A 26,254-nucleotide genomic window follows, 5' to 3' on the forward strand; every position below is an offset into this window, starting at 1 on the left:
ACCCCTATCGAACCTGTGTGAGAGTGCTGTAGACCTCGGCCAGCCGGGCGCGCGACCGCGCCCAGGTCAGGCTCTCCTCGATGTGCTCACGGCCCCTGCGCCCCATCGCGGCGGCCTCCTGCGGGTACTCCAGCAGGATGCGGACGGCTCTGGCCAGCTCGGCGGGACGGTCGGCCGGGACGAGCCGCCCGTGCTCCCCGTCCGCCATCAGCTCCCGCACCGCCGGCAGATCCGAGGCCACCACCGGCACACCGGCCGCCATGGACTCGATCACCTTCAGCGGCGCGCACCCCTGGTCGAGGTTGCGGGCGCAGCCGGTCAGCGGCGCCAGCGACACCTCCGCGTGCGCCAGCCAGGCGGCGACCTCGTGATGCGGCAGCGTGAACCGCCAGTCGATCCTGTCGGCGACCCCGAGCCGCTCGGCCAGCCGCCGCGCCGGCTTCGCCCGCCGCTCCGGGACGGACGCGCAGATCACCAGCCGCAGGCCGGGCAGGTCGGCGAGCCTCGCGAACGCGCGCATCAGCACGTCCAGGCCCTGCCACGGCTGCATCGCGCCGACGTAGACGAGATACCGCTCCGGTGCGTCCGCGGGACGTGCCGGGTCGCCGGCCGTTTCGGCCCCATTGGGCACCAGGTGAATCCTGTCCTCGGGCACGCCCCGTTCCCGGACGGCGCCGCCGATCACCCGTGACGGCACCACGATCGCGTCGCTGCGCTCCAGGCAGAACCGCTCCAGTTCGCGGATCTTGCCGAGCGTGCTCGGCGCCGCCCACGGCCACGTGTGGCTCATCTCGATGGACGGCAGGCCGTTGACCTCGTACACGACCTTGTGGCGCCGTCCGTCCGCGACCACCGGGAGCGCGCTCCACGGGTCCCGGACGTGGCAGACCTCTAGTGTGTCCCAATGCGGCGCGAGATGGCCGGCGACCCAAGCGGAGAACGCCTCGGCGCGGTCGATGAGATTCGGGATCCGCGCGTCGAACCGTGCGATCTCCCGCGTCCCCTCCCGCTGGTAGCGCGGCAGGTCACCGCCGCCGATCACGCCGAGGAGGCCGCCCCCGAACCGCGTGAACAGCTCGTCGGCCATCTGCGCGATGTGGACCGCCGACCCCTTGCTGGACGGGAACCGGTCGAACGCGACATATGCCGCCCTGTGGCTCACCCGACCCGCACCTCCTGCATCGTCCGCAGTGCCCGGTGCCAGGAGATCTGGTCTTCGAGGCCGTCCCGAAGACCGATCGCCGGCGTCCAGCCCAGAAGCCGTTGGGCGCGCCTCATGTCGGCCCACGTCCGAGTGGCGTCCCCGGCCACGGGCGTCTCCCGGTGGATCTCCGCCTGCACGCCCAGGGCGCCCGTCAGCATCGTGATCGCCTCCCGCACGGCCACATGCTCACCATGACCGACATTGATGGCGATACCGGGCGGCAGCTCCTCGGCCGCCGCCGCCAGCGTCGCCGCCACCACGTCCCGGACATGCGTGAAGCTCCGCGAACTGCGCCCGTCCCCGAACACCGGCAGCGGACGCCCGTCCAGCGCCGCCTCCGCGAACCGGTGGAACGCCATGTCGGGCCGCTGCCGGGGCCCGTACACCGAGAAGTACCTGAGCAGGACCGTCCGCAGGCCGGCGTCCGCCGCCAGGCCCGCGAGCCGCTCCACCTCGACCTTGCTGACCGCGTACGGGCTCGCCGGATTCAGCGGATCGTCCTCCCGGTTCGGCCGCCGCCCCGCCGACCCGTACACCGACGAACTGGACGCGACCACGACCTTCGGCCTGCACCCCGCCGGCCTGTCCGCGCACGCCGCGAGCAGCCGCCGCGTCGCCGTCACGTTGTCCCGCTCGGCGATGGCCCGGCCGGGCCCCCACGAGTCACGCACGCCGGGACGTCCCGCCAGATGGACGACGACGTCCGCCGCCGCGACGACGTCCAACTCGTCCACCGCCAGATCGACCTCGGCCACGACGACGCCCGGCCGTACCGCGACCTCCGCCCACGTCCGCCGCGCCACCTGGGGCGTCGGCGACCGCGAGGGCGCGTCAACAGCGAGAACCTCGTGCCCCGCGCCCGAAAGCGCGTCGACCACATGGCTCCCGATGAATCCCGCCGCCCCAGTCACGACCACCCGCACGCGGGCACTTTATCCGCCGCCGCCCAAACCGGGACAGGGCTCCTGTCCCTGTTCCACCGGGACACGGCATACCCGGCACGGGGGAGCTGCTCAGCGACGCCGGTGGGCAGCCAGGGTGAGCCGGCGGTGCACGCGGGTCCGGAACCGGGGCAGGATGACGAAACCGCCCCAGGGCATGTCGGAGCAGTAGGGGCCCATGGCCCGGAACTGGCGGGCCGCGACGGCCCCGGAACCGATCCGCGAGGCGCAGAAGGCCAGGTGCATCCGGTCGAACACGGCCCTGGCGTGCGGGAGCGTGCCCTTCTCGGCGGCGGGTTTCTCCCAGAGATCCACGGCCCTGTCCACCGCCTGGGCAGCCTGGAAACCCTTCCAGAACAGGGCTTCGGTCTCGCCCTCCGCCCGGCCGTCCATGAGGGCCATCGCGTACTCGATCACCGCGAACAGCGACAGGGCGTGCAGCGGCGAGCCGGGCGGCGCGGCGGCCGAGGCACGCTCGGCGAAGCCGAACATCTCGGCGTGGGAGCCGCTCCACTTGGCGCACAGGTACTGCAACGCGTGATAGTGCCCGGTGACGTGCTCCGGGTCGCGCTGGACGAGCCCGTCCCAGCGTCGTTCGAACTCCGCCCTGGGAACCTGCAAGCCGCGCGCCAGCAGCACCGCGACCCCCCACGGCGTGGGGTCATGCGGCGCCCGCGCCATGGCCGCCGACAGGGCGGCGTCCGCCGCGTGAAGCCGCTCGAAGAAGGTGGACCAGGCGCTCTTGCGGACGTACCTGGCGTAGGCGCTGCCGCGGATCGCCCAGCCCTGCACCACCAAGGCCCTCGCGTTGACCAGGTGGGCGTCGGCGCTGCCCGGCTCCGCCGCCACCCATTCCGCGATCGTCCGGTGGCAGTCCTCGTCGTGCGCGAGCCTGTCGACCCGGTGCGCCTTGCGGTCCCAGTCGTCGCCCGTCTCCCGCAGTAACGCCGCTGCGGGCCGCCGATCTCCTGCCCGCAGCGCCGCCACCGCGTCCAGCACCGCGTGGTCGTCGTAAGCCGGATCGAAACTCACGCTCATCGCCATCTCCTCGTCCGCCCTCAATGCGGCGGATCATGCTAGGAACACGAGGCGGCGGCGCACCCACGAACAGATTTCACTTCGGCCACGAAGATCGTCCGGCGACGCCCTTCGCGCCGCCTGGCCCGAGTCACCCCCCGGCCATGGCGCCGACGACCATGAAGGGCTCGGCGCCCGCCGCGACCCGCTCGGGGAGGACGCTCCCCGGCGGGTCGTGCGATAGGTCCTGCTCGCAGGCGAAGAAGCGGACGAACGCGCGGCGGCGTCCGGTGGCGCGGTCGCGGATCGTCCCGCGCAGCACCGGATACCGGGCCTCCAGGGCGTCCAGGACCGTGCACAGCGTGACCGGCCCGGGGACGTCCAGCTCCACCTCGCCCTGCACACCGGCGAGCACGCGCAGGTGCGCGGGCAGCACGACGCGTATCATGGCAGCGTCTGGACTTCCACCGACAGCACGGCCGGCAGGTCGCGGACGATCGGCCCCCAGGTGTCCCCGGCGTCGGCGGACGCGTACACCTGGCCGCCCGTCGTACCGAAGTAGATGCCACACGAGTCGAGGGAGTCGACGGCCATCGCGTCCCGCAGCACATTCACGTAGCAGTGGCTCTGCGGCAGGCCCTTGGTGAGGGGCTCCCACTCGTTGCCGCCGACCCGGCTGCGGTAGACGCGCAGCCGTCCCTCCGGCGGGTAGTGCTCGGAGTCGCTCTTGATCGGGACGACGTACACGGTGTCCGGCTCGTGCGCGTGGACGGCGATCGGGAACCCGAAGTCGCTCGGCAGGTCGCCGCTGATCTCGTGCCAGTTCTCGCCCGCGTCGTCGCTGCGCATGACGTCCCAGTGCTTTTGCATGAACAGCACCTCGGGACGCGCCGGATGCATCGTGATGCGGTGCACGCAGTGCCCGACCTCGGCGTCCTGGTCGGGGATGCCCTCCGAACGCAGCCCGCGGTTGATCGCCTTCCACGTCTTGCCGGCGTCGTCCGTCCGGAACGCGCCCGCCGCGGAGATGGCGACGAACATGCGCGCCGCGTCGACGGGATCCCGCACGATCGTGTGCAGGCACATCCCGCCGGCGCCCGGCTGCCAGGACGGCCCGGACCCGTGCTCGCGCAGCCCCGGCAGCTCCTGCCACGACGCCCCGCCATCGGCCGACCGGAACAGGGCGGCGTCCTCGATCCCCGCGTGGACGGTGTCCGGATCCGTCGGCGACGCCTCCAGATGCCAGACCCGCTTGAACTCCCACGGCTTCGGCGTGCCGTCGTACCACTGGTGCGTCCCGGGCACGCCCTCGTAGGCGAACTCGTTGCCCACCGGCCGCCACGTCGCGCCGCCGTCGTCGGACCGCTGGATCAGCTGCCCGAACCACCCCGTGGACTGCGACGCGTACAGCCGCGACGGATCGGCGGCCGACCCCGCGACGTGGTAGATCTCCCAGCCGCCGAAGTGGGGCCCGCTGACCTCCCAGTTCTCGCGCGCCCCGTCCGCCGTCAAGATGAACGCGCCCTTCCGCGTACCGACCAGAACCCGCACTCCGCTCATGGCTGCTCCCTCCGAGCGCCTCCCGGCATGCTTTGACCGCCGATACTGACCCCCACCACCGACAAAACTCATCGCCGGTCCACGGTCCCGCCGACGGGCCATGATCGCCAGTAGTGGAGGACGCCGAGCGCTACGACCGCTCGGAGTCGACGATCAAGGAATCCCGTTCACCCCACCCGGGGTGCGACCCGCGGCAGCCCATCCAGGTCGCTGTCCGCTCCAACCCGCCGCCCCCTACGGCTCAACCGCTTGCGGAACTCAATGGTCGCTGGTCATCTCAGCGTTGCGGTACTGGGCAGCCGTCTCCGAAAGCACCGGCGCAGCCGACGAGGCCGCAGAATCGCGGACCATCGCCGACCTCGCCCATACCCAACTGACCGAACAAGGCTGGTCACCCTCGACGCGCATGGCGAAACCCGCGTCTAGCCACGCTGGACGTCAGGGGAGATCGTGCGCGCCGCTCTTGATGTGGTCAGTGAGCGCTTGCCAGGCAGTGGGGACGAGGGCGAGTCGTGGACCGTCGGGGTTCTTGGAGTCGCGGACGGCGATGGCAGGGGCGAGAGCCGCGACCTCGACACAGTCGCCGCCTTGGCCTGTGCTGCGGCTGCTCTTCCTCCACTGGATTGTCGACCGGTCGGTGGTGCTCACGTGTAGCCCTCCTGGATCTTCTGGATCACCTTGAGAGACTCGTCGGTCGGGAGCGACTCTCCCATGACCAGGTCGAAACGCACTCTGTATTCCGCGACCGTGCTTCCGTCCTCGATCAGCTGGCTGATCTCCGGACCCTCATGGTAGGCGAGATCGACTCCTCCAGGAAGGCTGAGCACCTTGAAGGCGCCGTCCAATCCTGCGTAGGTCATGGATGTGAAGGGCAGCATTCTGATTTCGACGCGCGGGTTTGTCGTTGCCACATCGATCAGCTTGGCCAACTGCTCGCGCATGACCTCTGGGCCGCTAAAGGGGCGCTGGAGCGCCGCCTCGTCGATGACGAACCACATGCGTGGGCATCGTTGCGTATGAGGAGTTCCTGGCGTTCCATGCGAGCGGAGACACGGTCCTCCAAGGCATCGAGCGGGAGGCCCGAGCTCATCACGGCGCGCGCGTAACCAGGCGTCTGGAGTAGACCGGGCACGGCCGAGGACTCGAAGGAACGCATTGCGCTGCACTCGGTTTCGAGTTGCGCGTACCTTGAGAAGCCGGGCGGGGCGGCCAGGTGCTTGCCTTCCCGTTTGATCTCTCGCCACATGTGCCAGAACGCGCGCGCCTGGGTCTTGAAGAACACGTCCAGGTCGTCGGCCGTCGGCTCGGACGGTGGCTTCTGCGCGGTCTCCAGTTTTCGATCCAGCTCGCCTGGCATCCGAGGGCTTGTGCGAGTTGTGGGCGTGACAGACCGGCTGCTTCGCGATGGGCGCGCAGTACCGCGCCGAATGTTCGAAGCAACGGGTCACGGGTGTAGCCGTCTTGCTCCTTCGGCATTTGGGGGGTCCCTCGTCCGGGGCGGGGTGCCGTCTGGGGGAGTGGGTGGCCAGCCTGCACGACCCTCGGGTGGGGATCGAGCCGACGCTCATGTTCCCCACGGCGCCGCTGCTGCGGGGCGCGCTGCTCCGGCAGGCCGAGAGCGCCAAGGCCAGGATCCGATGAGCCCGGCGCGGCCGGTGGACGTCCCCCCGGGCCTACCGGCCGCGTCGTTCCACGGGAAGGGAATGCCGTGAATCCGCGGGCTGAGAATCAAGTGGTCTCGGGTGCGCCACGTAATGAGCGGCGTATTCATCTGGACGTGCTTCGGGCCGTTGTTGAGGCGCGGCCTGAGTTGGGGTGCGGAATTGTTGAACGGCGCGGGACGCCCATGTTGAGCGTCGTCCGGTACGGCGGGACGGGGCCGTTGGCCGAAATCGGGTGCGACTACGTGCGGGCGGCGTGGTGGTTCACGCGGAGTGATGGAAACCGATCGCGCGGGTCCAGGACGCGGCCGAGGTCGTGCGATTGCTCGTCCGCGTATTGGATTAGCGGGGGCGGGCTGCCTTTCGCGTCCCATCCGTGATGGGCCGCCGGTATGATCACCGGCCTTCGGAGAGGTTGGATCATGACGACGACCCAGGGTGAGCGGCAAGAGGCGCCCGCGTGCTATCGGCATCCCAAGCGCGAGACCTATGTGCGCTGCACGCGTTGTGACCGCTACATCTGCCCGGACTGCATGCGTGACGCGGCGGTGGGGCACCAGTGCGTCGAATGCGTGCGCGAGGGCAACAGGACGGTCCGGCAGGGCCGGACGGTCTTCGGCGGCAAGGTCTCGGTGACGCCCTGGGCGACCTACGTCCTGATCGCCGTGAACGTGCTGGTGTACCTGGGTGAGCTGGCCAAGCCCGACCTGGCCGACAAGCTCGGGTCCCTGGGCATGGGCCTCATCGGCCCGGACGGTGCGATGTACGCGGCCGACGGCGGGACGTACCCGGGGTTCGAGTCGGTCGGCGTCGCGTACGGCGAGTGGTACCGGCTGATCACCTCCGCGTTCGTGCACCTGCTGCCCACGGAGGGCGGCTTCGGGATCCTCCACATCGTCATGAACATGTGGTGGCTGTGGCGGCTCGGCCGGCCGACCGAGGAGATGCTCGGCCGGTGGCGCTTCCTCGCCCTGTACCTGCTGGCCGCGCTTGGCGGCTCGGTCCTCGGCTACCTGATCGACCCGGGCATGAACGCGATCGGCGCCTCGGGGGGCGTCTTCGGGCTCACCGCGGCCTACTGGATCTTCATGCGCCGGCTCGGCCACCCCATGCACGAGGCCAACCGGCTCGTCGTGTTCGCGATGATCTGGCTGGTCGTCTCGGCCGGGGTCACCGCGTGGCAGGGTCACCTGGGCGGTCTACTCGCGGGCGGCGCCATCGCTCTGGCCTTCGCCTACGCACCGAGAGAACGACGCCTTCTCGTCCAGGTGGGCGCCGCCGCGGCCATGCTTGTCCTGCTGGCCGCCCTGGTGGTGATCAAGACCTCGGAACTCGGTGGCACCCTCGTGTGACTTCGCGGCCGGGTTCAGCGGGGGCGGGCCACGCGGGCCTCGTCCCAGACGGGCTCGGGGGACTCGTAGACGGAGCCGTCGGCGCCGAAGATCAGGTGGCGGTCGAAGGAGCGGGCGAACCAGCGGTCGTGGGTTACCGAGACGACCGTGCCCTCGTAGGAATCCAGGCCCTCTTGGAGGGCTTCGGCGCTGGCCAGGTCGAGGTTGTCGGTCGGCTCGTCCAGGAGGAGGAGTGTGGCGCCGCCCAGTTCCAGGAGCAGGATCTGCAGGCGGGCCTGTTGGCCGCCTGAGAGGGTTTCGAAGGGCTGTTCCGCGCAGACGTTCAGCTCGTAGCGGGCCAGGGCGCTCATGGCGTCGTTGCGCAGGCGGGCGTGTTCGGTCATGACGATCTCGCACGGGGTGCGGCCCGCCAGGTCGGGGCGGGCGTGCGTTTGTGCGAAAAGGCCGGGGACGACGCGCGCGCCCAGGCGGGCCACGCCGGTGTGGGCTACGGGTTCTACCGGTGTGGCGCCTCGGGGGAGTGCTTCGGCTATTGCGGTCAGGAGGCGTAGGAAGTGGGATTTGCCGGAGCCGTTGGAGCCCAGGACCGCCACGCGTTCGCCGTACCAGATCTCGGCGTCGAAGGGCTTCATGAGACCCGTCAGCTCGAGGCTCTCGCAGATCACCGCGCGTTTGCCGGTGCGGCCACCGTGCAGGCGCATCTTGAGGTTCTGGTCGCGGGGCGGGACTTCCGGCGGGCCGGCCTCCTCGAACTTGCGCAGGCGTGTCTGCGCCGCGCGGTAGCGGGACGCGAAACCGTCGTTGACCGTGGCCTTGACTTTGAGGGTGTTGACGAGCTCCTTGAGCTTCGCGTGTTCCTCGTCCCAGCGGCGGCGCAGCTCCTCAAGGCGTTCGTTGCGGTCGCGGCGGGCGGCGGCGTAGGTGGAGAAGCGGCCGCCGTGAACCCACACCCGGCCCGCCTCGACGGTGACGATGCGTTCGGCGGACCGGTCGAGCAGCTCGCGGTCGTGGGAGACGAGCAAGATCGTCTTGGCCGATTCGCGCAGTCTCTCCTCGAGCCACCGCTTGGCCGGGACGTCCAGGTAGTTGTCCGGCTCGTCCAGGAGAAGGACCTCGTCGGGGCCGCGCAGCAGGGCTTCGAGGGCCAGGCGTTTCTGCTCGCCGCCGGAGAGGGTGCGCACCTCGCGCCACCGGCACGAGTCATAGGGGACGCCGAGGGCGGCGACGCAGCAGGCGTCCCACAGGACCTCGGTCTCGTAGCCGCCCGCGTCGCCCCAGCCCGCGAGGGCCGTCGCGTACCTGAGCTGCGTCGGCTCGTCGTCGCGCTCCATCATGGCGAGTTCGGCGGCCTCGACCGCGGCCGCGGCCTCCCGTACCCGGGGCGGCGCGACCGACAGCAGCAGGTCGTGGACGGACGAGTCGTCCCGCATGCCGCCGATGAACTGCCGCATCACGCCCAGGCCGCCGCTGTGCGCGACCGTTCCCTCCTGGGGCGCGAGGTCCCCTGAGACAAGGCTGAGCAGCGTCGTCTTGCCGGCGCCGTTCGGGCCGACGAGCGCCGCCGTCACGCCTTCGCCGACCCGGAAGGAGACGTCGTCCAGCAGCACCCGGCCGTCCGGCAGGGTGTGGCGGACATGACCGACCTCGACGTGACCCACGATGGCTCCCTCTCGCTCCGTGCCGAGTCTCAGGAACGCCGGGCGGGCCGTCAAACGGATTTCGGCGACGCGGGCGGCGTCAGCCGTCCAGGAGGGAACGGACGCGGGCGGCCACGGTGTCCAGCGGCGCCTTCACCGTTTCGCCGGTGGCGCGGGCGGTGAGTTCAGCGACGCCTTCGGCCAGGCCGCGGCGGCCGACCGTGACACGGAACGGGATGCCGGTCAGCTCGGCGTCGCGGAACTTCACCCCGGCCCGTTCGGCGCGGTCGTCGATCACCACCTCGACGCCGGCCGCGGACAGGGCGGCGTAGACGTCCTCGGCGGCCCCGGCGACGTCGGCGTCGTCGGACTGGGCCACCACGACGGCGACCTGGAACGGCGCGACGGACGGCGGCCAGACGATGCCGCGGTCGTCGTTGTGCGTCTCGACGATCGCGGCCATCGCGCGTTCGACGCCGATGCCGTAACTGCCCATGATCACCGGGACGCGCTTGCCGTCCGGGTCCAGGACCTCGACGCCGAGGGCGCGGGCGTAGCGGTCGCCGAGCTTGAAGATGTGCCCGACCTCGATCGCGCGCTGGATCTCCAGGGCCCCGCCGCAGCGGGCGCAGGTCTCCCCGGCCCCGACCTCGCGCAGGTCGGCCCACGAGCCGACCTCGATGTCGCGGCCGACGTCGACTCCCCGCAGGTGGACGTCGTCGATGTCGGCGCCGGTGAACATGTCGCGGCGGCCCCGCAGCGCCTCGTCCGCGATCACGGGGAGGGGCGCGGGGAGGAACGCGTCGACCGCGCCGAGGCTGCCGGGCAGCGCGCCCAGGGCGTCCTGGATCTCGGCCGGGTCGGCGGCGCGGATCTCGGTGACGCCGGTCGCGTCCACGAGCTTCTGCTCGTTGAGCGGGTGGTCGCCGCGCAGCAGGACGAGCGTGAGGGTGCCGTCCAGGATGTAGACGAGCGTCTTGATCTGCCGGTCCGCCGGCGCGTCGTAGGCGCGCAGATCCTCGATGGTGCGGACGCCGGGCGTGTCGAAGCGCTCCGGCGCGGGCAGGCCCGGCCCGTCGGACGCGGCGGGCAGCTCCGACGTCGCCCGCTCGATGTTGGCCGCGTAGCCGCACGCCGGGCAGTGGACGACGAGGTCCTCGCCGACGTCGGAGGGGCACATGAACTCGGTCGAGTCGGCGCCGCCCATGGTGCCGCTGGACGCCTCGCACGCCAGCGCGGGCAGACCGAGCCGGGCGAAGATCCGGGTGTAGGCGCCGTGGTAGGCCTCGAACGAGGCGTCCAGGCCGGGACCGTCCACGTCGAAGCTGTAGGCGTCCTTCATCGTGAACTCGCGGGTCCGCATGAGGCCGCCCTTGGGGCGCGGCTCGTCCCGGAACTTCGTCTGGAACTGGTACCACTGCTGCGGAAGCTGCCGGTAGGAGTTCAGCTCGCGGGCGACCGTCGCGAAGATCTCCTCGTGCGTCATGCCGAGGGCGTGCTCGGCGCCGCGGCGGTCGCGCAGGCGGAACATCTCCTGGCCCATCAGGTCCCAGCGCCCCGAGCGCCGCCACGGCTCGGCGGGATGGAGGGCGGGGAGCAGCATCTCCTGAGCGCCGATCGCGTTCATCTCCTCCCGCACGATCCCGATGATCTTGGCCCGGACGCGGACCGCCAGCGGCAGCAGCGAATAGTGGCCGGCCGTGAGCTGCCGGACGTAGCCCGCGCGGAGCAGCAGCCGGTGACTCGGCGCGTCCGCCTCGGCGGGGTCGTCACGGAGCGTGGGAACGAACATCTGGGACCAGCGCATCCCGCGAGCGTAGCGAAGCACCCGCCGGTCGGCCCGTCCGCCGGTCGGCACGCGCCGCGAGTCAGTACCCTGACTTCCGTGAGTCGAGAAGGTGTGACGCCGCAGAGCGAGGATTTCTCCGCCTGGTACAACGAGCTGGTCGTGCAGGCCCAGCTCGTCGACCGCGGTCCGGTGCGCGGCACGATGGTCATCCGCCCGTACGGGTACCGCATGTGGGAGCTGCTCCAGGCCGACCTGGACCAGCGGATCAAGGACGCGGGGCACGACAACGCGTGCTTCCCGATGTTCATCCCGGAGTCGTATCTCAAGCGCGAGGCCCAGCACGTGGAGGGTTTCTCCCCCGAGCTGGCCGTCGTGACGCACGCGGGCGGCAAGGACCTGGAGGAGCCGCTGGTCGTGCGGCCGACGTCCGAGACCGTCATCGGCGAGTACATGGCCAAGTGGATCGACTCCCACCGCGACCTGCCGCTGCTGCTGAACCAGTGGGCCAACGTCGTCCGCTGGGAGATGCGGCCCCGGATGTTCCTGCGGACGACCGAGTTCCTCTGGCAGGAGGGCCACACCGCCCACGCCGACGAGGACGACGCGATGCGCGAGACGATGTGGGCCCTGGACGCCTACACCAGCCTCGCGCGCGACCTGGCGGCGATGCCGGTCGTCGCGGGGGAGAAGACGCCCGGTGAGCGGTTCGCCGGCGCCGTCCGCACGTACACCATCGAGGGCATGATGCGGGACGGTCGGGCGCTGCAGGCCGGGACGTCGCACTACCTCGGCACCAACTTCGCCAAGGCGTTCGAGATCCAGTACCAGGACGAGGCGGGCAAGCTGACCCTCGCGCACACCACGTCCTGGGGCATGAGCACCCGCATGATCGGCGGCGTGATCATGACGCACGGGGACGACAAGGGGCTGGTGCTGCCGCCGCGCATCGCGCCGTACCAGGTCGTGATCGTCCCGATCGGGCGCAAGGAGCAGGGCGAGGAGGCCGCGGCGGAGGCCCGCAGGCTGGGCGCGGCGATCAAGGCGACGGGCATCCGCGTCCACGTCGACGACAACCGTCCGCAGCTGTCGCCGGGCTTCAAGTTCAACGAGTGGGAGATGCGCGGCGTCCCCGTCCGCATCGAGCTGGGCAAGCGCGACATCGAGGCCGGCGTCGCCACTCTCGCCCGGCGGCTGCCGACGGTCGAGGGCCAGGGCAAGGAGCAGATCCCGCTGGACAAGCTCGCCGAGGTGCTGCCGGGCATCCTCGACGGCTTCCAGTCGTTCCTGCTGGACCGCGCCGAAACGTTCCGCGAGGACCACACCGCCGTCGTGGACGGCTGGGACGCGTTCGCCGCGCAGGTCGCGTCCGGGTGGGCCCGCGCGTTCCACTGCGGCGACGGCGCCTGCGAGGACGACATCAAGGCGGAGACCGCCGCCACACCGCGGGTCATCGCGTCCGACGCGCCGGAGGAGACCGGCGACTGCGTGAAGTGCGGCCGCCCGTCCGCCTACGGCAAGCGCGTCATCTTCAGCCGCGCCTACTGAGGGGTTGCATCGGTGCCCGCGGGCCTTCGGGGTGGGCGGTTCGCCTTCAGCCGGGTCATGTACGGCTGGATGAACCACACGTAGGAGCACAACGCCACCAGGACCACCGCCGTGATGATCGTCCAGGTCGGGGCTTCCGAGAGCGACTCGACGATCAGCGTGGTCGCCGAGGCCATCGAGGCCATCAGGGCGAAGGCCCCGATGATCCCGAACATGTTGGCGCGGCGGATCAGCAGCGGCTTCTGCCCCAGCCGGAACAGGATCCGGTGGTGGAACACCGGCGCTATGAAGCAGATCGAGGCGAGCGCCGCCCCGAACAGCGCAATGTAGAACAGCGGCGTCCCCGCGCCGTCGACCTTGTCGAAGCCGGCGGAGAACGGGACGGTGAGCAGGAACGCGAACAGCACCTGCACGCCGGTGACCGCGACGCGGAACCCCTGGAGAAGCTCCACCAGCTGCCGGTCGAGACGTTCGTGTTCGGTCTCGTTGCGAGGCTTGTCCGCGGGATCGACGGTCATGAAAAGGCATGTACCCGGCTAAACGACCATCAGTCCACCGGCGGGGGCGGCCGTTCCTAGCCGAGGGACGGCGGTTCCACGCGCAGCGCGAGCATCGACACGTCGTCGCGCAGGTCGCTGTCGCAGAACTCCAGCAGCGCCCGCTCCACCGCGGCGAGCATGCCCTCCGGCGGCTCGCCCGCGTGGCCGGCGAGGGACTCCAGCAGACGCTCCTGCCCGAACTCCTGCCGCAGCATGTCGCACGCCTCCAGGACGCCGTCGGAGTACAGGATCAGCGTGTCGCCGACGGTGAGCTCGACCGTGTCGAGCCCCGCCTCGAAGTCCTCGAACAGGCCGAGCGGGACGCCGCCGCGCGACGCCGACCGGATCACCCCGTCGGCGCGGACGACGACCGCTGGCGGGTGGCCGGCGGTGCCGAGCGTGACGATGACCCGCTCGGTCTCCAGGGTCAGCCCGGCCATCACGGCGGTGACGAACCGGTCCTCGTCCAGCAGCGCCTCGTTGACGACGCCGAGGACGTCCCCCGGGTGCGCCTTCCACCGCGCCGCCAGCCGCGCGCAGTGCCGGGCCGTCGCCGTCACGGCCGCCGCGTCCTCGCCCTTGCCGCACACGTCGCCGAGGATCAGCCCCCAGCCGTTCTCGGTGCGGAACACGTCGTAGAAGTCGCCGCCCACCTCCGAGCCGTGCGTCGCCGTCAGATACTTCGCGGCCACGCGCACGCCGGGAATGGCCGGCAGCGACCTCGGCAGCAGCCCGGCCTGCAGCGTCTCGGCGACCTCGGCGCGGCGCCGGTACAGCCGCGCCGCCCGGATCACCAGGGCCAGGTAGCGTCCGAGCCGCTGGACGACCCCGAGGTCCATGAGGTCGAACGGGCCGTACTCGCCGCTGGCCGCCAGCGTGATCGTCCCGATGGCGTGGTCGCCGTCCTCGATCGGGACGCTCAGCACCGACGTCGCGCCGATCTTGCCGCAGACGGGCTGGCCGTCCGGGCACACGCCGAGGACGTCGAGGTCCTCGACGTGCGGGCGCAGCGCGCTCTGCCGGGTGACGAACACGGTGTGGGGCAGGCTGCCCTGGACGGGCTCGACCTCCTCCAGCATCCGTGCGGCCTCGACGGAATGCTCGTCCTCCGGGCCCATCACGACCTGGCGGCGCAGCGGCGGCGGCGAGCCCGCCGCGTGCGCCCCGGCCGGTGAGGACGCCCCCGCGCCGCCGTTCGGGCCGGTCAGGTCGATGAAGGCCCAGTCGGCGAGTTCGGCGGCCAGCAGCCGGGCGCACCGCCGCACCGCCACCGTCTCGTTGAAGACCGGCTCGTCGAGCAGCAGTTCGCTGGCGGTGGCGAGGACGTCCATCCGGTGGACGATCGTGGCGACGGCCTCATCGTCCGGCGGGGCGGCGTGAGCCGACCTCGCGCGGGCGCGCCCGTCGTGGGCGGCACCCTCCCCGGCGGGTGCGGACGCCGTCCGAGCGGACGCCGCCTGGGCCGATGCCCCCTTGGCGGTCGCCGCCCGTTCGGTCTTCCCCTGCCCGGTGGGCGGGGACTGGTCATCGGTGGGGGTGGTCGTCGGGCCGGCGGCCACCACGACCATCGGGTCCGGTTCGCCGCGGATCCACACGCGGGCCAGCGTCACCACGGCGTCGACCGGATGCTCGCGGCCGAGGAAGCGGACCGGGACGCGGCGGCGCGCACCCGTCCGGACGGCCGCGGCCAGCTGCGACCGCACGGCCGCGCGGCCCGCCATGTCGCAGAACGCCGTGAACTGCTTGCCCGACACGTAGCCGGCGGACGTGCCGAGCATCGCCGCCGCCTGCCGGTTGACGCGCCGGACGCTCGTGTTGCGGTCCAGCAGGAACAGCGGCACCGGGGCGTCCTGGAACACCGAGCGGAGCACCCGCCGCTCGTTCTCGGCCGCGGCCGACCCGCCCTGCTCGCCGGTGTGGTCGGCGCCCATCGTCCGCAGCACGGTCAGCGCCAGCTCCAGCTCGACCAGGGCCGCGTCCAGCGTGGCCCGCAGGTCGGGCTCGGGCACACCGGCGGCCTGGCGCAGCTCGCCGATGCGTCCTTCGAGGTCCGAGATCTCCCGCATCAGGGTCTCGGGTTCGAGCTGGTCGGGCTGATCGTGCATCTGGTCACCCTCTCGTCCGCGTCACACGGTGGAACCAGGCCGGCCCAGCCCAGGGCCGGCCGGACCACGGTCGTCGGGCGGCGCCACGGCCCGGCCCAGCCGGGCCCGGCTGTGCGCAGCCTATGCGCCTCACCCCCGCGCGCCTAGATTCATGACTCAGGGAAGCCTTGTTGACCGACGATACGTTGGGCGAGGGCGGTGAGCTTCACGTGACGCGTCTGTGAGATGCGGCGCATCTCGGCGAACGCCTTGTCGGCGTCGCACCCGAGCGCGTGCATGAGAATGCCCTTCGCCTGGTCGACGACGGCGCGCGCCTCGACCGCCTCCTGCAACTGCACGGCGGTGCGATGCACGTCGTCGTACTGCCAGGTGTTGGTGACCGCGGCGCTGCCCTGGGCCATGAGCAGGGACACGAGCGCGTGCCGGCTGGAGCCGAGCGCCTTGGGCGTCACCCCGTACAGGGAGAGCGTGACGAGGACGGGCGGGTTCAGGTGGGGGGTCGTGGTGAAGCAGCGCACCCCGCGGCGCAGCATGTCGGCCATCGCCTCGGGCCAGCGGGTCTCGGCGAGGATGTCGTCGGACGACAGCGCCCGGCGGCCCAGCACCACGTCGAAGACCGGCCCGTGGCCCCGGGACAGCTGCCGCTCGATGACCTCGGCGAGATCGGGATGGCTGGCCGCGGCCGCCAGCGGCTCGGGCCTGGTCTCCTCGGGCACCGGGACGCCGGGCCGGGCACCGTCCGGCGGCATGGTCTGCCTGGGGACGCGCGGGACGTCCTGGGCGGCGTCCGGCGGAGCGCCGGGCGCGTCGCCTGGATCGTTCCCGGCCCCCCCGGGGAGCGCCCAGCGTATGCTCGCCGCGCCCGCGCATCCCGGAATGGCGCGCGAGGCGAGCTCCGTCACCCGGTGCAGGGTGCCGATGTCGGAGGACTCGCCGACCATGCCCAGCCGGGCGATCTCCAACGCGAGCTGGTCCGTCAGAACCGTTTCGGTGGGCCTCACCCCTCCGAGATTATCCTGCGCTGCGGGTTCCGGCGTCGGCGGCGCCTGTCCGGTTCCCCTTCCGCGGTTTCCACGGTTCATCGGAGTCCTCAGTACTGGAAAGCGCCCAGACGCTGCTGCTTCGTGGCGGGAGGGCCGGGCTGCTCGGAGGGTCGGGCTGCTCGATGAGCGGGCCCGTTCGGGTGGGAGGGCTCGTTCGGGTGGGAGGGCTCGTTCGACCGGGGCCGCTCGGGGGCGGACGGCGCCGGGGCCGGGGGCTAGTTGTTCGGAGGGGCCTTGCTGATCTCCGGGAGGGGGCCGACCTCGCCGTTGGCGACGGCCAGGTCGCCCATGCAGACGATGCCGACCGGGCGGTGCTCGGCGTCCACGACGGGAAGGCGCCGGACGGCCTGTTCGCACATCAGCCGGACCGCGGTACCGGTGTCGTCGTCCGGGTGCACGGTGGTCAGCTCCGCCGTGCACACGTCGCCGAGAGGGGTGAGCGAGGTGTCGCGGCTCTCGGCGACCGCCCTGACGACGATGTCGCGGTCGGTGACCACGCCGCACAGCCGTCCCGCGTAGGTGACCAGAACATCGCCGATTCCTCTGTCCCGCATGATCCGGGCGGCTTCGTACAGCGTCGCGTCCAGCGGCAGCGTCTGCGGCGCCGCCGTCATCACGTCGCTGACCCTTGGTGGCATCGCGCGCACATCCTTCCGAATCGCCGGCGGCTCGCGTGACCCGTGTTTGCGCGCCTTACCCAGGGTCGGCGCGCCTATTCGGACGGTTCCGCCATCGGCCTTGTCCCGACTTGCCGTCAGAAGGCGAAGACCGTTCCGGTCCGCGACCGCATGGCGCAGTCGTTGCCGTACTCGGCCCGGAAGCGTACAGGCTTTCCGCGCCACCGCCCCTTCGCCTGGGCGATCACCGGTGAGTGGACCGCGGTGCACATCCGCCCGTCCGGCGCGTGGGCGAACGTCCCGCCGGATTCGCTCAGTTCCGAGCAGGCCCGCGCCGCTTCGGGGTGCCCGCCTCCCGGCGGCTCGCACCGCAGTGTGACGCTCCTGCCGCCGGTCGTGGCGCGGTCCGGGTGGGTGAGGGTGAGGGTGAGTGACGTCTCCGGCTCCGGCGGGACGGCCGGCATGAGGGCGATCACCGCACCCGCGATGACGCCCGTGACGAGGTTCGGCATCGATACTCCGAGGGTCGAGGGCGTAAAAGCATCGACGATCGCTCAGAGTATTCGAGAAGTGACTGATCGTGCAGGAAAATGGGCGATCCCGCAGTCACGGGGCAACTGCGGGATCGGGATCGGGATCGAGCGGTTATGCGGCGAGCACGTGCTCGGAGAGCGCCTCGCGGAGCTGCTTGCGGCCCCGGTGCAGGCGGGACATGACCGTGCCGATGGGCGTGCCCATCATCTCGGCGATCTCCTTGTAGGCGTAGCCCTCGACGTCGGCGAGGTAGACGGCGTCCCGGAAGTCCTTCGGAAGGGCGCGCAGGGCGGTGACGACATCGGAGTCGGGGATGCGGTCGAGCGCCTCGGACTCTGCGGACCGGAAACCGGACGAGTGCGCCTCGGCGCGCGCGATCTGCCACTCCTCCAGCTCCTCGGAGCCGGCGCGCTGGGGCTCGCGCTGCTTCTTGCGGTAGGTGTTGATGAAGTTGTTGGTGAGGATGCGGTGCAGCCACGCCTTGAGGTTCGTGCCTTCCTGGAACTGGTGGAAGTTCACGTAGGCCTTGGCCAGGGTCTCCTGGACGAGGTCTTCGGCGTCGGCGCTGTTGCGGGTCATGCGGACGGCGCTGGCGTACAGCGGGTCGGCGAGCGGCAGGACGTCGCGCTCGTAGCGCCGCGTGCTGTCGGCGGTCGCGGCTCCCGCGTCGCGGCTCGCGTTGCGGCGGACAGGCGTGGTCACAGCGGTCATCGTCGCTCCCCGTAGGTAGTGGCCCAGCGAGAAAGGGCCGGTTGCTGGCGCGTGTTCGGGGGCACGCGCGGACCGGGCGGACGAACCGCCCCCCGTTCAAGTGGTACGTGCCACCGTTCCCGACGGGTTCGGAGGGTCTCGGCCGCGCATGGAGGGTGGGCCGAGAGGGTGTGCGCGGGTCGGCGATGCCAGGGCGACCCCGTTTTCCGGGACGTCGCGGGCCGTGTTCGATCAGGCGCTTCCCACCCGTCGGTGGTCTTCCTGCTATGTAAGACGCATGGAAGGGTCCAAATGGTTGCGTGCGGCCAAGTGTCGTCCGTCACACACTGTGGCGTGTCGTCCTCGCCGGTGACGACCAGGCGGTATGGGGGCGGTGGAGCGGCAGGACATGAGGGCCCCGGGAGCCCGACGCGACGGGGGCTCCCGGGGACAGGGGGAGGACGGTCAGCGGGTCAGGTGTCTCAGGGCCCTGGCCATCAGGGCCTTCCGGTCTGCGGGGGCCGCCTGCTCGAATCCGAAGCCGAACAGGACGGTGTCCCTGGTCGCGACCGACGAGACGGAGTCGATCAGGGCCTGTGCGCGGACGAACTCCTCGCTGTTGCCGGGGCTTCCCTCCGGTGCCCCTTGGACGGCCCAGGGGCCGAGGCCGGTTTCGAAGCCTTCGGCGTCGATCTCACCGGAGGACGTGGTGAGCCTGGTGTCGTCGATGAACAGTCCGGTTCCGCCGGTGAAGGGGTCGCTCACGTAGGAGAAGGACACCTCGACCTGCTTGCCCGCGTAGGCGGACAGGTCGAACGCGACGGGAACCCAGCCGTTGGAGTTGCCCGTGAGGGCGTTCCACGCGCCGGACGTCCCGGTGTTCCCGCAGGGGTTGCCTCCCGTGAGGTAGTGGTTGAGGAACGGGTGCATGGCGAGGTAGTAGCCCTGCTCGCACTGGGCCGGGACGGTCGTGCTCGTCCGCCCGTTCTTCTCCGGCAGCGTGGTCCAGTCGTCGCCGCCGGCGGTGTGCGCTTCGATGATGATGTTGTCGAAGCCCGTTTCGGTGCTGTAGGCGAGCTGGGCCTGGAGCGCCGGGGCCTGCGCGGCGGTGACGGCGGACAGGTCGATCGTCCGGGTCAGGCGCCGCCAGGTGGAGTCCTGGTGCGGTCCCGCGACGTACCACTCGCCCTCGACGGGTTCGGTGGGCGCGGCGGCGCCCGCGTAGTCGCCGAGCTTCCAGCTGTCGAACTGCGGGAAGTCGCCCTTGGGCAGGACGGTCGAGGTGACCTGGAACCCGCCCGTCTCGTTCAGCGGGTTGGTCGCGGTGCCGGGAAGCCCGGCCGTGAAGCCGTCGAACGGCCGCTTCGTGCCGGTGAACTCCGTCGGGGCCCCGACGCGCTGCCTGTCGTACGCGCCCAGGTAGTACTGGAAGAAGTCGTCCGACAGCAGCTCGCAGTCGTCACGGAAGCTGGTGGTGATCACGCACGGCTTCTCCGGATGTCCCTTCAGGCCGTAGTAGATGCCGCCGCCGTTCGCCTGGCTGAGCGGCCCGTAGTAGCCGGTCGTCTCGCCGGTGTGGAGGAGCTTTCCGCCCTCGTTGAGGTACGAGCGGACGTTCAGGAGCAGGTCCTTCGCCCGGTCGGCCACCTGCGAGTCGGGGTAGTCGCCGATGACGGTGTGCAGGGGCTCGTCGGCCTCGTCCTGGGTGAGGCGGTTGTCGCCCAGGTACCAGACGACGGCCTTGAAGTGCTTCAGGACGCCGAGGTCGTGCGGGACGCCGTCCTTGTCGATGTCCCAGGTGAGCGGCTTGTGCCCGGCGGCCTCGACCATGTCCGCGTACTGCCCGGCGTACCGGGGCTCGTCCGTCCCGGCCGGGTAGGCCGGGTTGACGCCGGTGTAGTCCTCGTCCGCGATGACCAGGACATCCGCCCTGTTCTGGTCGCGCACGGTGTAGGTGAAGTGCTCGCTCTCGACGCGCTGCCGGCCCTTCCAGCCGGTGAACCACACCTCGACCTTGTCGCCGGGCCGCTGCCGGTGGACCTCGCCGCGGAACTCGCCGTAGTAGGTGTCGTTCTCGTCGCCGTACCGCTCACCGCCGCGCCATTCGCGGACGTCGCCGCGGTGCACGCGGCCGCCGTTGATCCGGTAGTTGAGCGACTTGTGGCGCAGCGACCTGCGGATCACCGACGCCACCTCCTGCGAGTGGCCGTAGGACGTGCCGAACGCGTCGGTCTTGAAGTCGGGGGCGGTGCGCCCGACGGGGGACACGGGCTCGTCCGGGTCGTCCGCCGACTTGGCGACCGACAGGGCGAGCGGGATGTTCTTCTCGAACTCCTTCTGGATGAGCGTCTCGTCGTCCGGGAACTCGAAGCCGCTGCCGCAGTCGCCGGGTTCCCACTCGTCGTCGGGGTCGGACTCCGCGGCTGACGCGCAGGTCGCCATCTCCGGCGTGATCGCCAGGGCGCCGTAGACGTTGTCGGCCTGGCCGTCGGTGTCGCCGTTGGTGGTGTAGAGCTGGGCGCCCAGCTGGGGGACGTAGCCGGGGACGGCGGGGTCGTCGATGTCGCCGAGCAGCGCCTCGTGGATCAGGTCGTCCGGGCTGTGGGTCAGGGTCTGCCAGCCCACGCCGTGCAGCAGCAGCTCGGCCGCCGAGTGGTAGTTGATCAGGAAGGTGGGACGGAGCTTCTTGTAGAGGTCCATCTGCGCCCGGGTCTCGGGCTCCGACCCGGCCGACGGGCCGCGGTAGGTCTGGTTGGGGGGATCGTCCGAGGAGCCCTCGTTGTCGTAGCCCCACTTGTAGGGGAAGTTGCGGTTCAGGTCGACGCCGTCCACGCCGGTGATCTGGCCGTCGCCGTCGTTGTCGCGGGTGTTCTTGCGCCAGAGGCGGAAGCCCTCCTCGAACGTCAGGTCGTAGCCGTCGACGTTGATGACGGGGATGAACCACAGCTCGGTCGTGTCGACGATCTCGGTGATCTCGGCGTTGGCGCCGTACCCGTCGACGTAGTGGTGCAGCAGCCGGCGCACCATCTCGGGGGTGATCCACTCGCGGGCGTGCTGGGCCGCCTGGTAGACGACGACGGGCTTCTCGTGGCGCCCGTGCCGTCCCCTGTCGTCCCCGTCGCCGTCCTTGGTGACCTTGACGGCGGTGATCGGCTGGCCCTCGCCGCTCTTGCCGATGTCCACGGCGGTCGCGATGGAGGGGTTGTCGGAGGCGACCTTGAGGAGCTCCTCGCGGATGTTCCCGGGGCCGCTGTAGGGGCGGTAGACGCCGTCGGGGGCGGCCTTCGTGCGCGCGCGGGCGTCCTGGCCGGCCTTTTCCCTGAGGCCGAGACCCTCCTTGTTGAGGGCGGCGGCCTGGGGCGCGCTCATCACGGCCTCGACGTGGACGGTGCCCTTCTTCGCGCCCTTGGTGAGACGGACGTCCTCGTGGTCGAGGCCGGAGCGGTTCAGCAGCTCGACCTGGGCCGGGTTCAGCTCGGCGGTGTAGACCGCCACGGCGGCGCCGGGGGACGCGGGACCGGGCGCGGCGTCGGCGGGGGGCGCCACCAGCGTTCCGATCAGGAGCGCGGCGGCAGCGAGGATGGGGGTGAATCTTCGATGCCGGAACAGTGTGCGCGACATTGCGCCTCCCAGACAGGGATCACAAAGGGGGTTGCGTGATCGTCTGCCTGAGAACGGTGGGTGTCAATGGCGCATTAGTGCCTTATGCCGCATTCGGTCACCGCCTTGGCGGCCGGGTCCATCTGTGCTTCGGGATCTCCGGGCCGAACCGAATTCCGCAGAGTGGCAGCGCGATCTTCTTACGCGGGGTAACGTCCCCTTTACCGGTAGTGGCCGAAGTGCCGAGAGTCCTTTGCTCCGGGGGAGGGGGACAGATGGTCATCGATGAGCTGCTGGGGGTGGCGCGGATGACCGCCATCACCCTGAACGGACGCGGACGCATCAGTCACTGGGACGACACCGCCGCCCGGCTGTTCGGCGCCGGACGGCACCAGGCCGTGGGCCGCCCGCCCGCCGCGCTGCTGCGGCTCCCGCGCGAACACCGCGGCGTCTTCGAGCCGGAGATCTTCGGCCATGTCTGGTGCGGCGCCTGCACCCTGCCGCGCGTCGACGACGGTGAACCCGCCGAGGTCGGCTGGTGGGTCTACCCGATCGATCCCGACCCCGGCGGCCTGGACGTCCGGGTCCTGGCGCTCGCCGCCGACCTGCGCCGGCTCCGCGAGGAGGGCCCCGGCGTCACCTTGGGCGACCTCCCCGTGGTGCCGCCCGACGGCACCGCGCGGCGCGCCGCCGCGGCGCGGCTGCTGCGGGTCGAGCCCGCGCTGGCCTCGCCGGCCGGGCCCGCCGCCGGCCCGTTCGCCGCCCGGCTGGCCGGACTGCTGCCCGCGATGGAGGCGGCCGCGGCCGAACGGATCACCGCGCGGGTGCTCGGCATCGGCTGCCCGGCGGTCTCGCTCGGGATGACCGTCCGGCTGCCGATCGTCCCGCACACGGATGCGCGGCCCGTCCCGCCGCCCCGTCCCGCGCCCGCCCCGGCGCCCCGGCCCGTCCCCGCTCCGCCGCCACGCGGTCCCGCCCCGCCCGAGGAGATCCGCCCGGACCGGGAGGCCGGCCGGAAGCACCCGCCCCCGGCCGCGCCCCACCCGCCCCCCGATGCCGACCCGGGCGCCGACGAGGGCTGGGACTCCATGGCCGTCCGGGAGCCGCTGACCTACCTCGGCGAGGCCGGCCAGCAGATCGGCAGCTCGCTCGACCACCTGCAGGCCGCCCGGAAACTCGCCGAGGTGCTGGTCCCGCGGCTCGCCGACTTCGCCGCCGTCGAACTGCTCGAACGCGTCGTCGCCGACTCGGCGCCGCCCCTCGACGAGATCGACGAGACCACGCAGATGCGCCGCGTCGCCGTCGTCCACAACGACGAGTCCGGACGCTGGGACGAACTCGTCCCCGAAGGGGAGGCGCTGCTCCTGACGCCCGACTCGCCGTTCGTGCAGGCCATGCGGACCGGACGCCGCGTCCACATCCCGCACGTCGGCACCGAGCGGGCCGCCGAGATCGCCGCCTCGTTCGGCGCCCGCGACCTGCGGCCGCTGTTCGCCGGCCGGGCGCTGCTGATCGTCCCGCTGATCGCCCGCGGCCGCGTCCTCGGGACGTTCAAGCTGCTCCGCAAACCGGACCGGCCCGGATTCGGCGAACTCTGCCTCGCCATGGTCGACGAACTGGCCCGCCGCGCCGCGCTGTGCATCGACAACGGCCGGCTGTACCGCCGCGAGGTGCAGGTCGCCGAGGAACTGCAGCACAGCATGCTGCCCGACGATCCACCGGACGTCGCCGGCGCACGCGTCCGCTACCGCTACCGGCCCGCCGAGCAGGCCGTCAACGTCGGCGGCGACTGGTTCGACGCCATCCCGCTGCCCGGCTGCCGGCTCGCCATCGTCGTCGGCGACGTCATGGGCCACGGCCTCACCTCGGCGGCGATCATGGGGCAGATGCGCACCGCCGTCCGCACCCTCGCCGCCGAGGACATGCGGCCCGCGCGGCTCCTGCGCCAGCTCGACGGCCTCGCCCGCCGGCTCGGCGAGGACTACCTCGCCACCTGCCTGTACGCGGTGTACGACCCCGTCGAGCGGAGATGCACCCTCGCCAACGCCGGGCACGTCCCGCCCGTCCTCGTGTCCGCGTACGGCGAGAGCCGCGTCCTGACCGTCCCGTCCGGCGCGCCCATCGGCGTCGGCGGCGTGCCGTTCGAGGCCGTCGAGGTGCAGGTCGAGGACGGGTCGCAGCTCATCCTGTGCACCGACGGCCTCCTGGAGCGCCGCGACCGCGACATCGAACAGGGACTGGAGGAACTCCGCGGCCGGCTCAGCGGCGCGACGGCCGACCTCGACGGCACCTGCGACACCCTGCTCGACACCCTCGCCGCGTCCACCCCCGCCGACGACATCGCCATCGTCGCGGTCGGGTTCGACGGGATCCCCAAGGACGACGTCTCCATCTGGGAACGGCTGGAACCGCGGCCCAGCACCATCCCCTGGATCCGGGCCCAGGTCGCCGGACGGCTCGCCGACTGGCGCCTCGACGCGCTCACCGACACCGTCGAACTGCTCGTCAGCGAACTCGTCACCAACGCCCTCGTGCACGGCGCCGGGTCCATCGGCCTCCGCGTGATCAAGGGCGGGACCCTGCTCTGCGAGGTCTACGACGACGGCGCCGACTTTCCCCGCCTCCGCAACACCGACGTCACCGACGAGTCGGGGCGCGGACTCCAGCTCGTCAGCCACCTCGCCGCGCGCTGGGGCACGCACCGGACCGAGCGGGGAAAGGTCGTCTGGTTCGAACATCCGCTGCCGCGCTGATGTGCGAGGTCGTGGGCCCGCATCGCGGCCTTGTGAGGTAAATGTCCCGTTTCGACGGATGGTTTCCGCCGTTCCCGTCCGCTCTGATCGTTGGTGATCCGTCCATCGAGGCCACCGGGGGAACCACTTGGGGCAGAACCTGACGCTGCCGGTCCCGGAGACGCTCTACGGCACCTACGCCGTGGCGCTCCCCGCACCCATCGCCGACCCGGCCGGACTGGCCCACGCCGAGGTGACGCGACGCACCCGGCCGCCCCTGCGCGACCTGGTCCTCGGCATGCTCGACAGCCCCATGCTCACCCTGGACCAGCGCCCCGCCGGCGACTTCCCGCCGCTGCCCGGCGAACTCCTCGCCGCCTACGGGGCCGCCCCGTCCGACCTCACCGCCATCGACGCCGCCGCGCACCTGCTCGCCGTCAGCGCCGCCTACCGTCCCGGCCGCCCACCCGCCCACGAATGGGCCGCCCGCGCCGTCGCCGGCGCCGTCGGGGCCGCGCTGACCGCCCCCGTGATCGACGTCTTCACACCGCGGGTCCTTCCCCTCGCCCACCTCGAACGGTCCCTCCCCGGCCCGGACGGTGCCTTCCGGCTCACCGACTGGATGCTGCTCCCGCACACCTCGGGCCCGCACGGCTTCTTCTTCACCACCAAGGGCCTGGCCAGATTCGGGCTCCCCGAACTGCAGACCGAAAATGTCCCGGCCGCCCTCGTGGAACCGTGGGGACGCCTCCTCAACGGACTCGCCCGCCGCGTCCTCGACCTCTGGCTGGACGAACTCCCCGCCGGCGAACAGCCCCTCGCCGTCGACGTCCCCGAGATCGTCTCGGTGGGCCTGCGGGACATAGCCGCCGCTCAGGGCGCCGACGAGCCGATGCGCCGCGAGGTGCCGGTCCGCCTGCGCCTCGACACCGGCGAGCCGCCCGTCCTCACCGTGCTGCCCGCCGAGGACGGCCCGGACCGTCTCGAATCCCTGTGCGCCGCCCTCTTCGGCACGCCCGAAAGCCGCCGATGACCTTGCCGATGATCTTGATCTGAGCGCAGGATCGACACGTGAGATTCGGCCCGCGCGACCGTCCAAGCCCCGAACCCGAGGACCCCGGCCCCCAGGAGCCGGAAGACGCCGCCCCCCGGCCGCGTCCCGGCCCCTACCCGGAAGACGTCCACGTGGCGGGCAGAAGCTCCGCCCCCGAACAGGCCCAGCCGCCCTCCGACTGGGTCCCCGTCGAGGAGACCCCCGCGAACGACCCGCCCTGGACACCCCACCAGCCGACCCCACCGCCCGGCGCGGCACCCCCCTCGGGCGTAGAGCCCCTCCGCCACGCTCCCACCCCGTCCCCCCGCCCTTCGGACACGCCGACATCCCCGCCACCCAGACGCCCGCGCCCCGAGTCGTCCGCCCCATGGACACCGCACGCCCCGGCGAACCCACCCCCCGCCCGTCCCCGCGCTTCGCCGAGCGACTCCGAGCCCCCCGCCGGTCGGCGACCCCGCGACCCCGGCACCGCACCCCAGCCCGGCCCTTCCCCACGGCCCGAGCCGTCCCAATCATGGGAGCCGCACGTTCCACCGGCGTCGGAGGCGGGTTCTGGGCCGGGTGGTCGGCCGCCTGAGTCGGCTGCTGGTTGGCGGCCGGGTGAGCCGGGCACCGCGCCGCAGCCCGGTTCGTC

The 26,254-nt window shown here is 71.7% G+C and carries 20 protein-coding genes and 1 pseudogene; 4 read left to right on the forward strand and 17 right to left on the reverse strand.

What is annotated here, in order from left to right; genetic code table 11:
- Nucleotides 1-4: 4 nt before the first annotated feature.
- From AB0C35_RS06445 to AB0C35_RS06480, 8 genes and pseudogenes are all read right to left on the reverse strand, one after another.
- Nucleotides 5-1,162 carry a glycosyltransferase family 4 protein gene (locus AB0C35_RS06445; RefSeq protein ID WP_358451312.1) on the reverse strand — a complete coding sequence of 386 codons (1,158 nt, stop codon included), beginning with the start codon at nt 1,160-1,162 and terminating at the stop codon, nt 5-7.
- Nucleotides 1,159-2,127: an NAD-dependent epimerase/dehydratase family protein gene (locus AB0C35_RS06450; RefSeq protein ID WP_358451314.1), complete on the reverse strand. Its 969-nt coding sequence runs from the start codon at nt 2,125-2,127 to the stop codon at nt 1,159-1,161. Before AB0C35_RS06450 ends, AB0C35_RS06445 begins: the two co-directional genes overlap by 4 nt.
- 90 nt (nt 2,128-2,217) lie before the next feature.
- Nucleotides 2,218-3,183: a hypothetical protein gene (locus AB0C35_RS06455; RefSeq protein ID WP_358451316.1), complete on the reverse strand. Its 966-nt coding sequence runs from the start codon at nt 3,181-3,183 to the stop codon at nt 2,218-2,220.
- A 130-nt stretch (nt 3,184-3,313) separates the two neighbouring features.
- Nucleotides 3,314-3,598 (reverse strand): MoaD/ThiS family protein, encoded by a 285-nt coding sequence (locus tag AB0C35_RS06460; RefSeq protein WP_358451318.1) that lies wholly within the window; start codon nt 3,596-3,598, stop codon nt 3,314-3,316.
- An 8-nt stretch (nt 3,599-3,606) separates the two neighbouring features.
- Nucleotides 3,607-4,722 (reverse strand): exo-alpha-sialidase, encoded by a 1,116-nt coding sequence (locus tag AB0C35_RS06465; RefSeq protein ID WP_358451320.1) that lies wholly within the window; start codon nt 4,720-4,722, stop codon nt 3,607-3,609.
- A 438-nt stretch (nt 4,723-5,160) separates the two neighbouring features.
- Nucleotides 5,161-5,370: a DUF397 domain-containing protein gene (locus tag AB0C35_RS06470; protein ID WP_358451322.1), complete on the reverse strand. Its 210-nt coding sequence runs from the start codon at nt 5,368-5,370 to the stop codon at nt 5,161-5,163.
- Nucleotides 5,367-5,878 (reverse strand): annotated as a pseudogene (locus AB0C35_RS06475) (DUF5753 domain-containing protein). Before AB0C35_RS06475 ends, AB0C35_RS06470 begins: the two are co-directional and overlap by 4 nt.
- Complete coding sequence (locus AB0C35_RS06480; protein WP_358451324.1) at nt 5,812-6,198, reverse strand: helix-turn-helix transcriptional regulator; 387 nt, start codon at nt 6,196-6,198, stop codon at nt 5,812-5,814. Before AB0C35_RS06480 ends, AB0C35_RS06475 begins: the two are co-directional and overlap by 67 nt.
- Before the next feature lie 607 nt (nt 6,199-6,805).
- Between AB0C35_RS06480 and AB0C35_RS06485 the strand changes: the two genes are divergently transcribed.
- Nucleotides 6,806-7,735 carry a rhomboid family intramembrane serine protease gene (locus AB0C35_RS06485; RefSeq protein ID WP_358451326.1) on the forward strand — a complete coding sequence of 310 codons (930 nt, stop codon included), beginning with the start codon at nt 6,806-6,808 and terminating at the stop codon, nt 7,733-7,735.
- A gap of 14 nt (nt 7,736-7,749) precedes the next feature.
- Here AB0C35_RS06485 and AB0C35_RS06490 read toward each other — a convergent pair whose 3' ends face one another.
- Together AB0C35_RS06490 and AB0C35_RS06495 are read right to left on the reverse strand one after the other, a co-directional pair.
- Nucleotides 7,750-9,393, reverse strand: coding sequence for an ATP-binding cassette domain-containing protein (locus AB0C35_RS06490; RefSeq protein WP_358451328.1), 1,644 nt, complete (start codon nt 9,391-9,393; stop codon nt 7,750-7,752).
- A gap of 79 nt (nt 9,394-9,472) precedes the next feature.
- Complete coding sequence (locus tag AB0C35_RS06495) at nt 9,473-11,179, reverse strand: proline--tRNA ligase (RefSeq protein ID WP_358451330.1); 1,707 nt, start codon at nt 11,177-11,179, stop codon at nt 9,473-9,475.
- Nucleotides 11,180-11,257: 78 nt separating this feature from the next.
- Between AB0C35_RS06495 and proS the strand changes: the two genes are divergently transcribed.
- Complete coding sequence (gene proS / locus AB0C35_RS06500; protein ID WP_358451332.1) at nt 11,258-12,706, forward strand: proline--tRNA ligase; 1,449 nt, start codon at nt 11,258-11,260, stop codon at nt 12,704-12,706.
- On the opposite strand, the gene AB0C35_RS06505 is transcribed toward proS, so the two are convergent.
- The 7 genes from AB0C35_RS06505 to AB0C35_RS06535 all read right to left on the reverse strand — a co-directional run bounded on the left by AB0C35_RS06505 (nt 12,700) and on the right by AB0C35_RS06535 (nt 21,855).
- On the reverse strand, nt 12,700-13,224 hold the full coding sequence (locus tag AB0C35_RS06505) for a DUF6328 family protein (protein WP_358451334.1): 525 nt from the start codon (nt 13,222-13,224) through the stop codon (nt 12,700-12,702). The genes proS and AB0C35_RS06505 overlap by 7 nt on opposite strands.
- Before the next feature lie 56 nt (nt 13,225-13,280).
- Nucleotides 13,281-15,350: a SpoIIE family protein phosphatase gene (locus tag AB0C35_RS06510; protein ID WP_358451336.1), complete on the reverse strand. Its 2,070-nt coding sequence runs from the start codon at nt 15,348-15,350 to the stop codon at nt 13,281-13,283.
- A gap of 149 nt (nt 15,351-15,499) precedes the next feature.
- Nucleotides 15,500-16,351, reverse strand: coding sequence for an ANTAR domain-containing protein (locus AB0C35_RS06515; RefSeq protein WP_358451338.1), 852 nt, complete (start codon nt 16,349-16,351; stop codon nt 15,500-15,502).
- Nucleotides 16,352-16,608: 257 nt separating this feature from the next.
- On the reverse strand, nt 16,609-17,031 hold the full coding sequence (locus tag AB0C35_RS06520) for a CBS domain-containing protein (RefSeq protein WP_358451340.1): 423 nt from the start codon (nt 17,029-17,031) through the stop codon (nt 16,609-16,611).
- 116 nt (nt 17,032-17,147) lie between these two features.
- Complete coding sequence (locus AB0C35_RS06525) at nt 17,148-17,522, reverse strand: SSI family serine proteinase inhibitor (protein WP_358451342.1); 375 nt, start codon at nt 17,520-17,522, stop codon at nt 17,148-17,150.
- A 133-nt stretch (nt 17,523-17,655) separates the two neighbouring features.
- On the reverse strand, nt 17,656-18,255 hold the full coding sequence (locus tag AB0C35_RS06530; RefSeq protein ID WP_358451344.1) for a sigma-70 family RNA polymerase sigma factor: 600 nt from the start codon (nt 18,253-18,255) through the stop codon (nt 17,656-17,658).
- A 444-nt stretch (nt 18,256-18,699) separates the two neighbouring features.
- Complete coding sequence (locus AB0C35_RS06535) at nt 18,700-21,855, reverse strand: M14 family zinc carboxypeptidase (protein ID WP_358451346.1); 3,156 nt, start codon at nt 21,853-21,855, stop codon at nt 18,700-18,702.
- 254 nt (nt 21,856-22,109) lie between these two features.
- On the opposite strand from AB0C35_RS06535, the gene AB0C35_RS06540 reads away from it, so the two are divergent.
- Together AB0C35_RS06540 and AB0C35_RS06545 are read left to right on the forward strand one after the other, a co-directional pair.
- Complete coding sequence (locus tag AB0C35_RS06540; protein ID WP_358451348.1) at nt 22,110-24,587, forward strand: SpoIIE family protein phosphatase; 2,478 nt, start codon at nt 22,110-22,112, stop codon at nt 24,585-24,587.
- Between the two features lie 127 nt (nt 24,588-24,714).
- A complete protein-coding gene (locus AB0C35_RS06545; protein WP_358451350.1) occupies nt 24,715-25,599 on the forward strand; it encodes a hypothetical protein in 885 nt (294 codons plus the stop codon).
- Nucleotides 25,600-26,254: the final 655 nt, after the last annotated feature.

Origin of the sequence: Spirillospora sp. NPDC048819, from assembly GCF_040650055.1 — a bacterium.
Classification (GTDB): domain Bacteria; phylum Actinomycetota; class Actinomycetes; order Streptosporangiales; family Streptosporangiaceae; genus Spirillospora.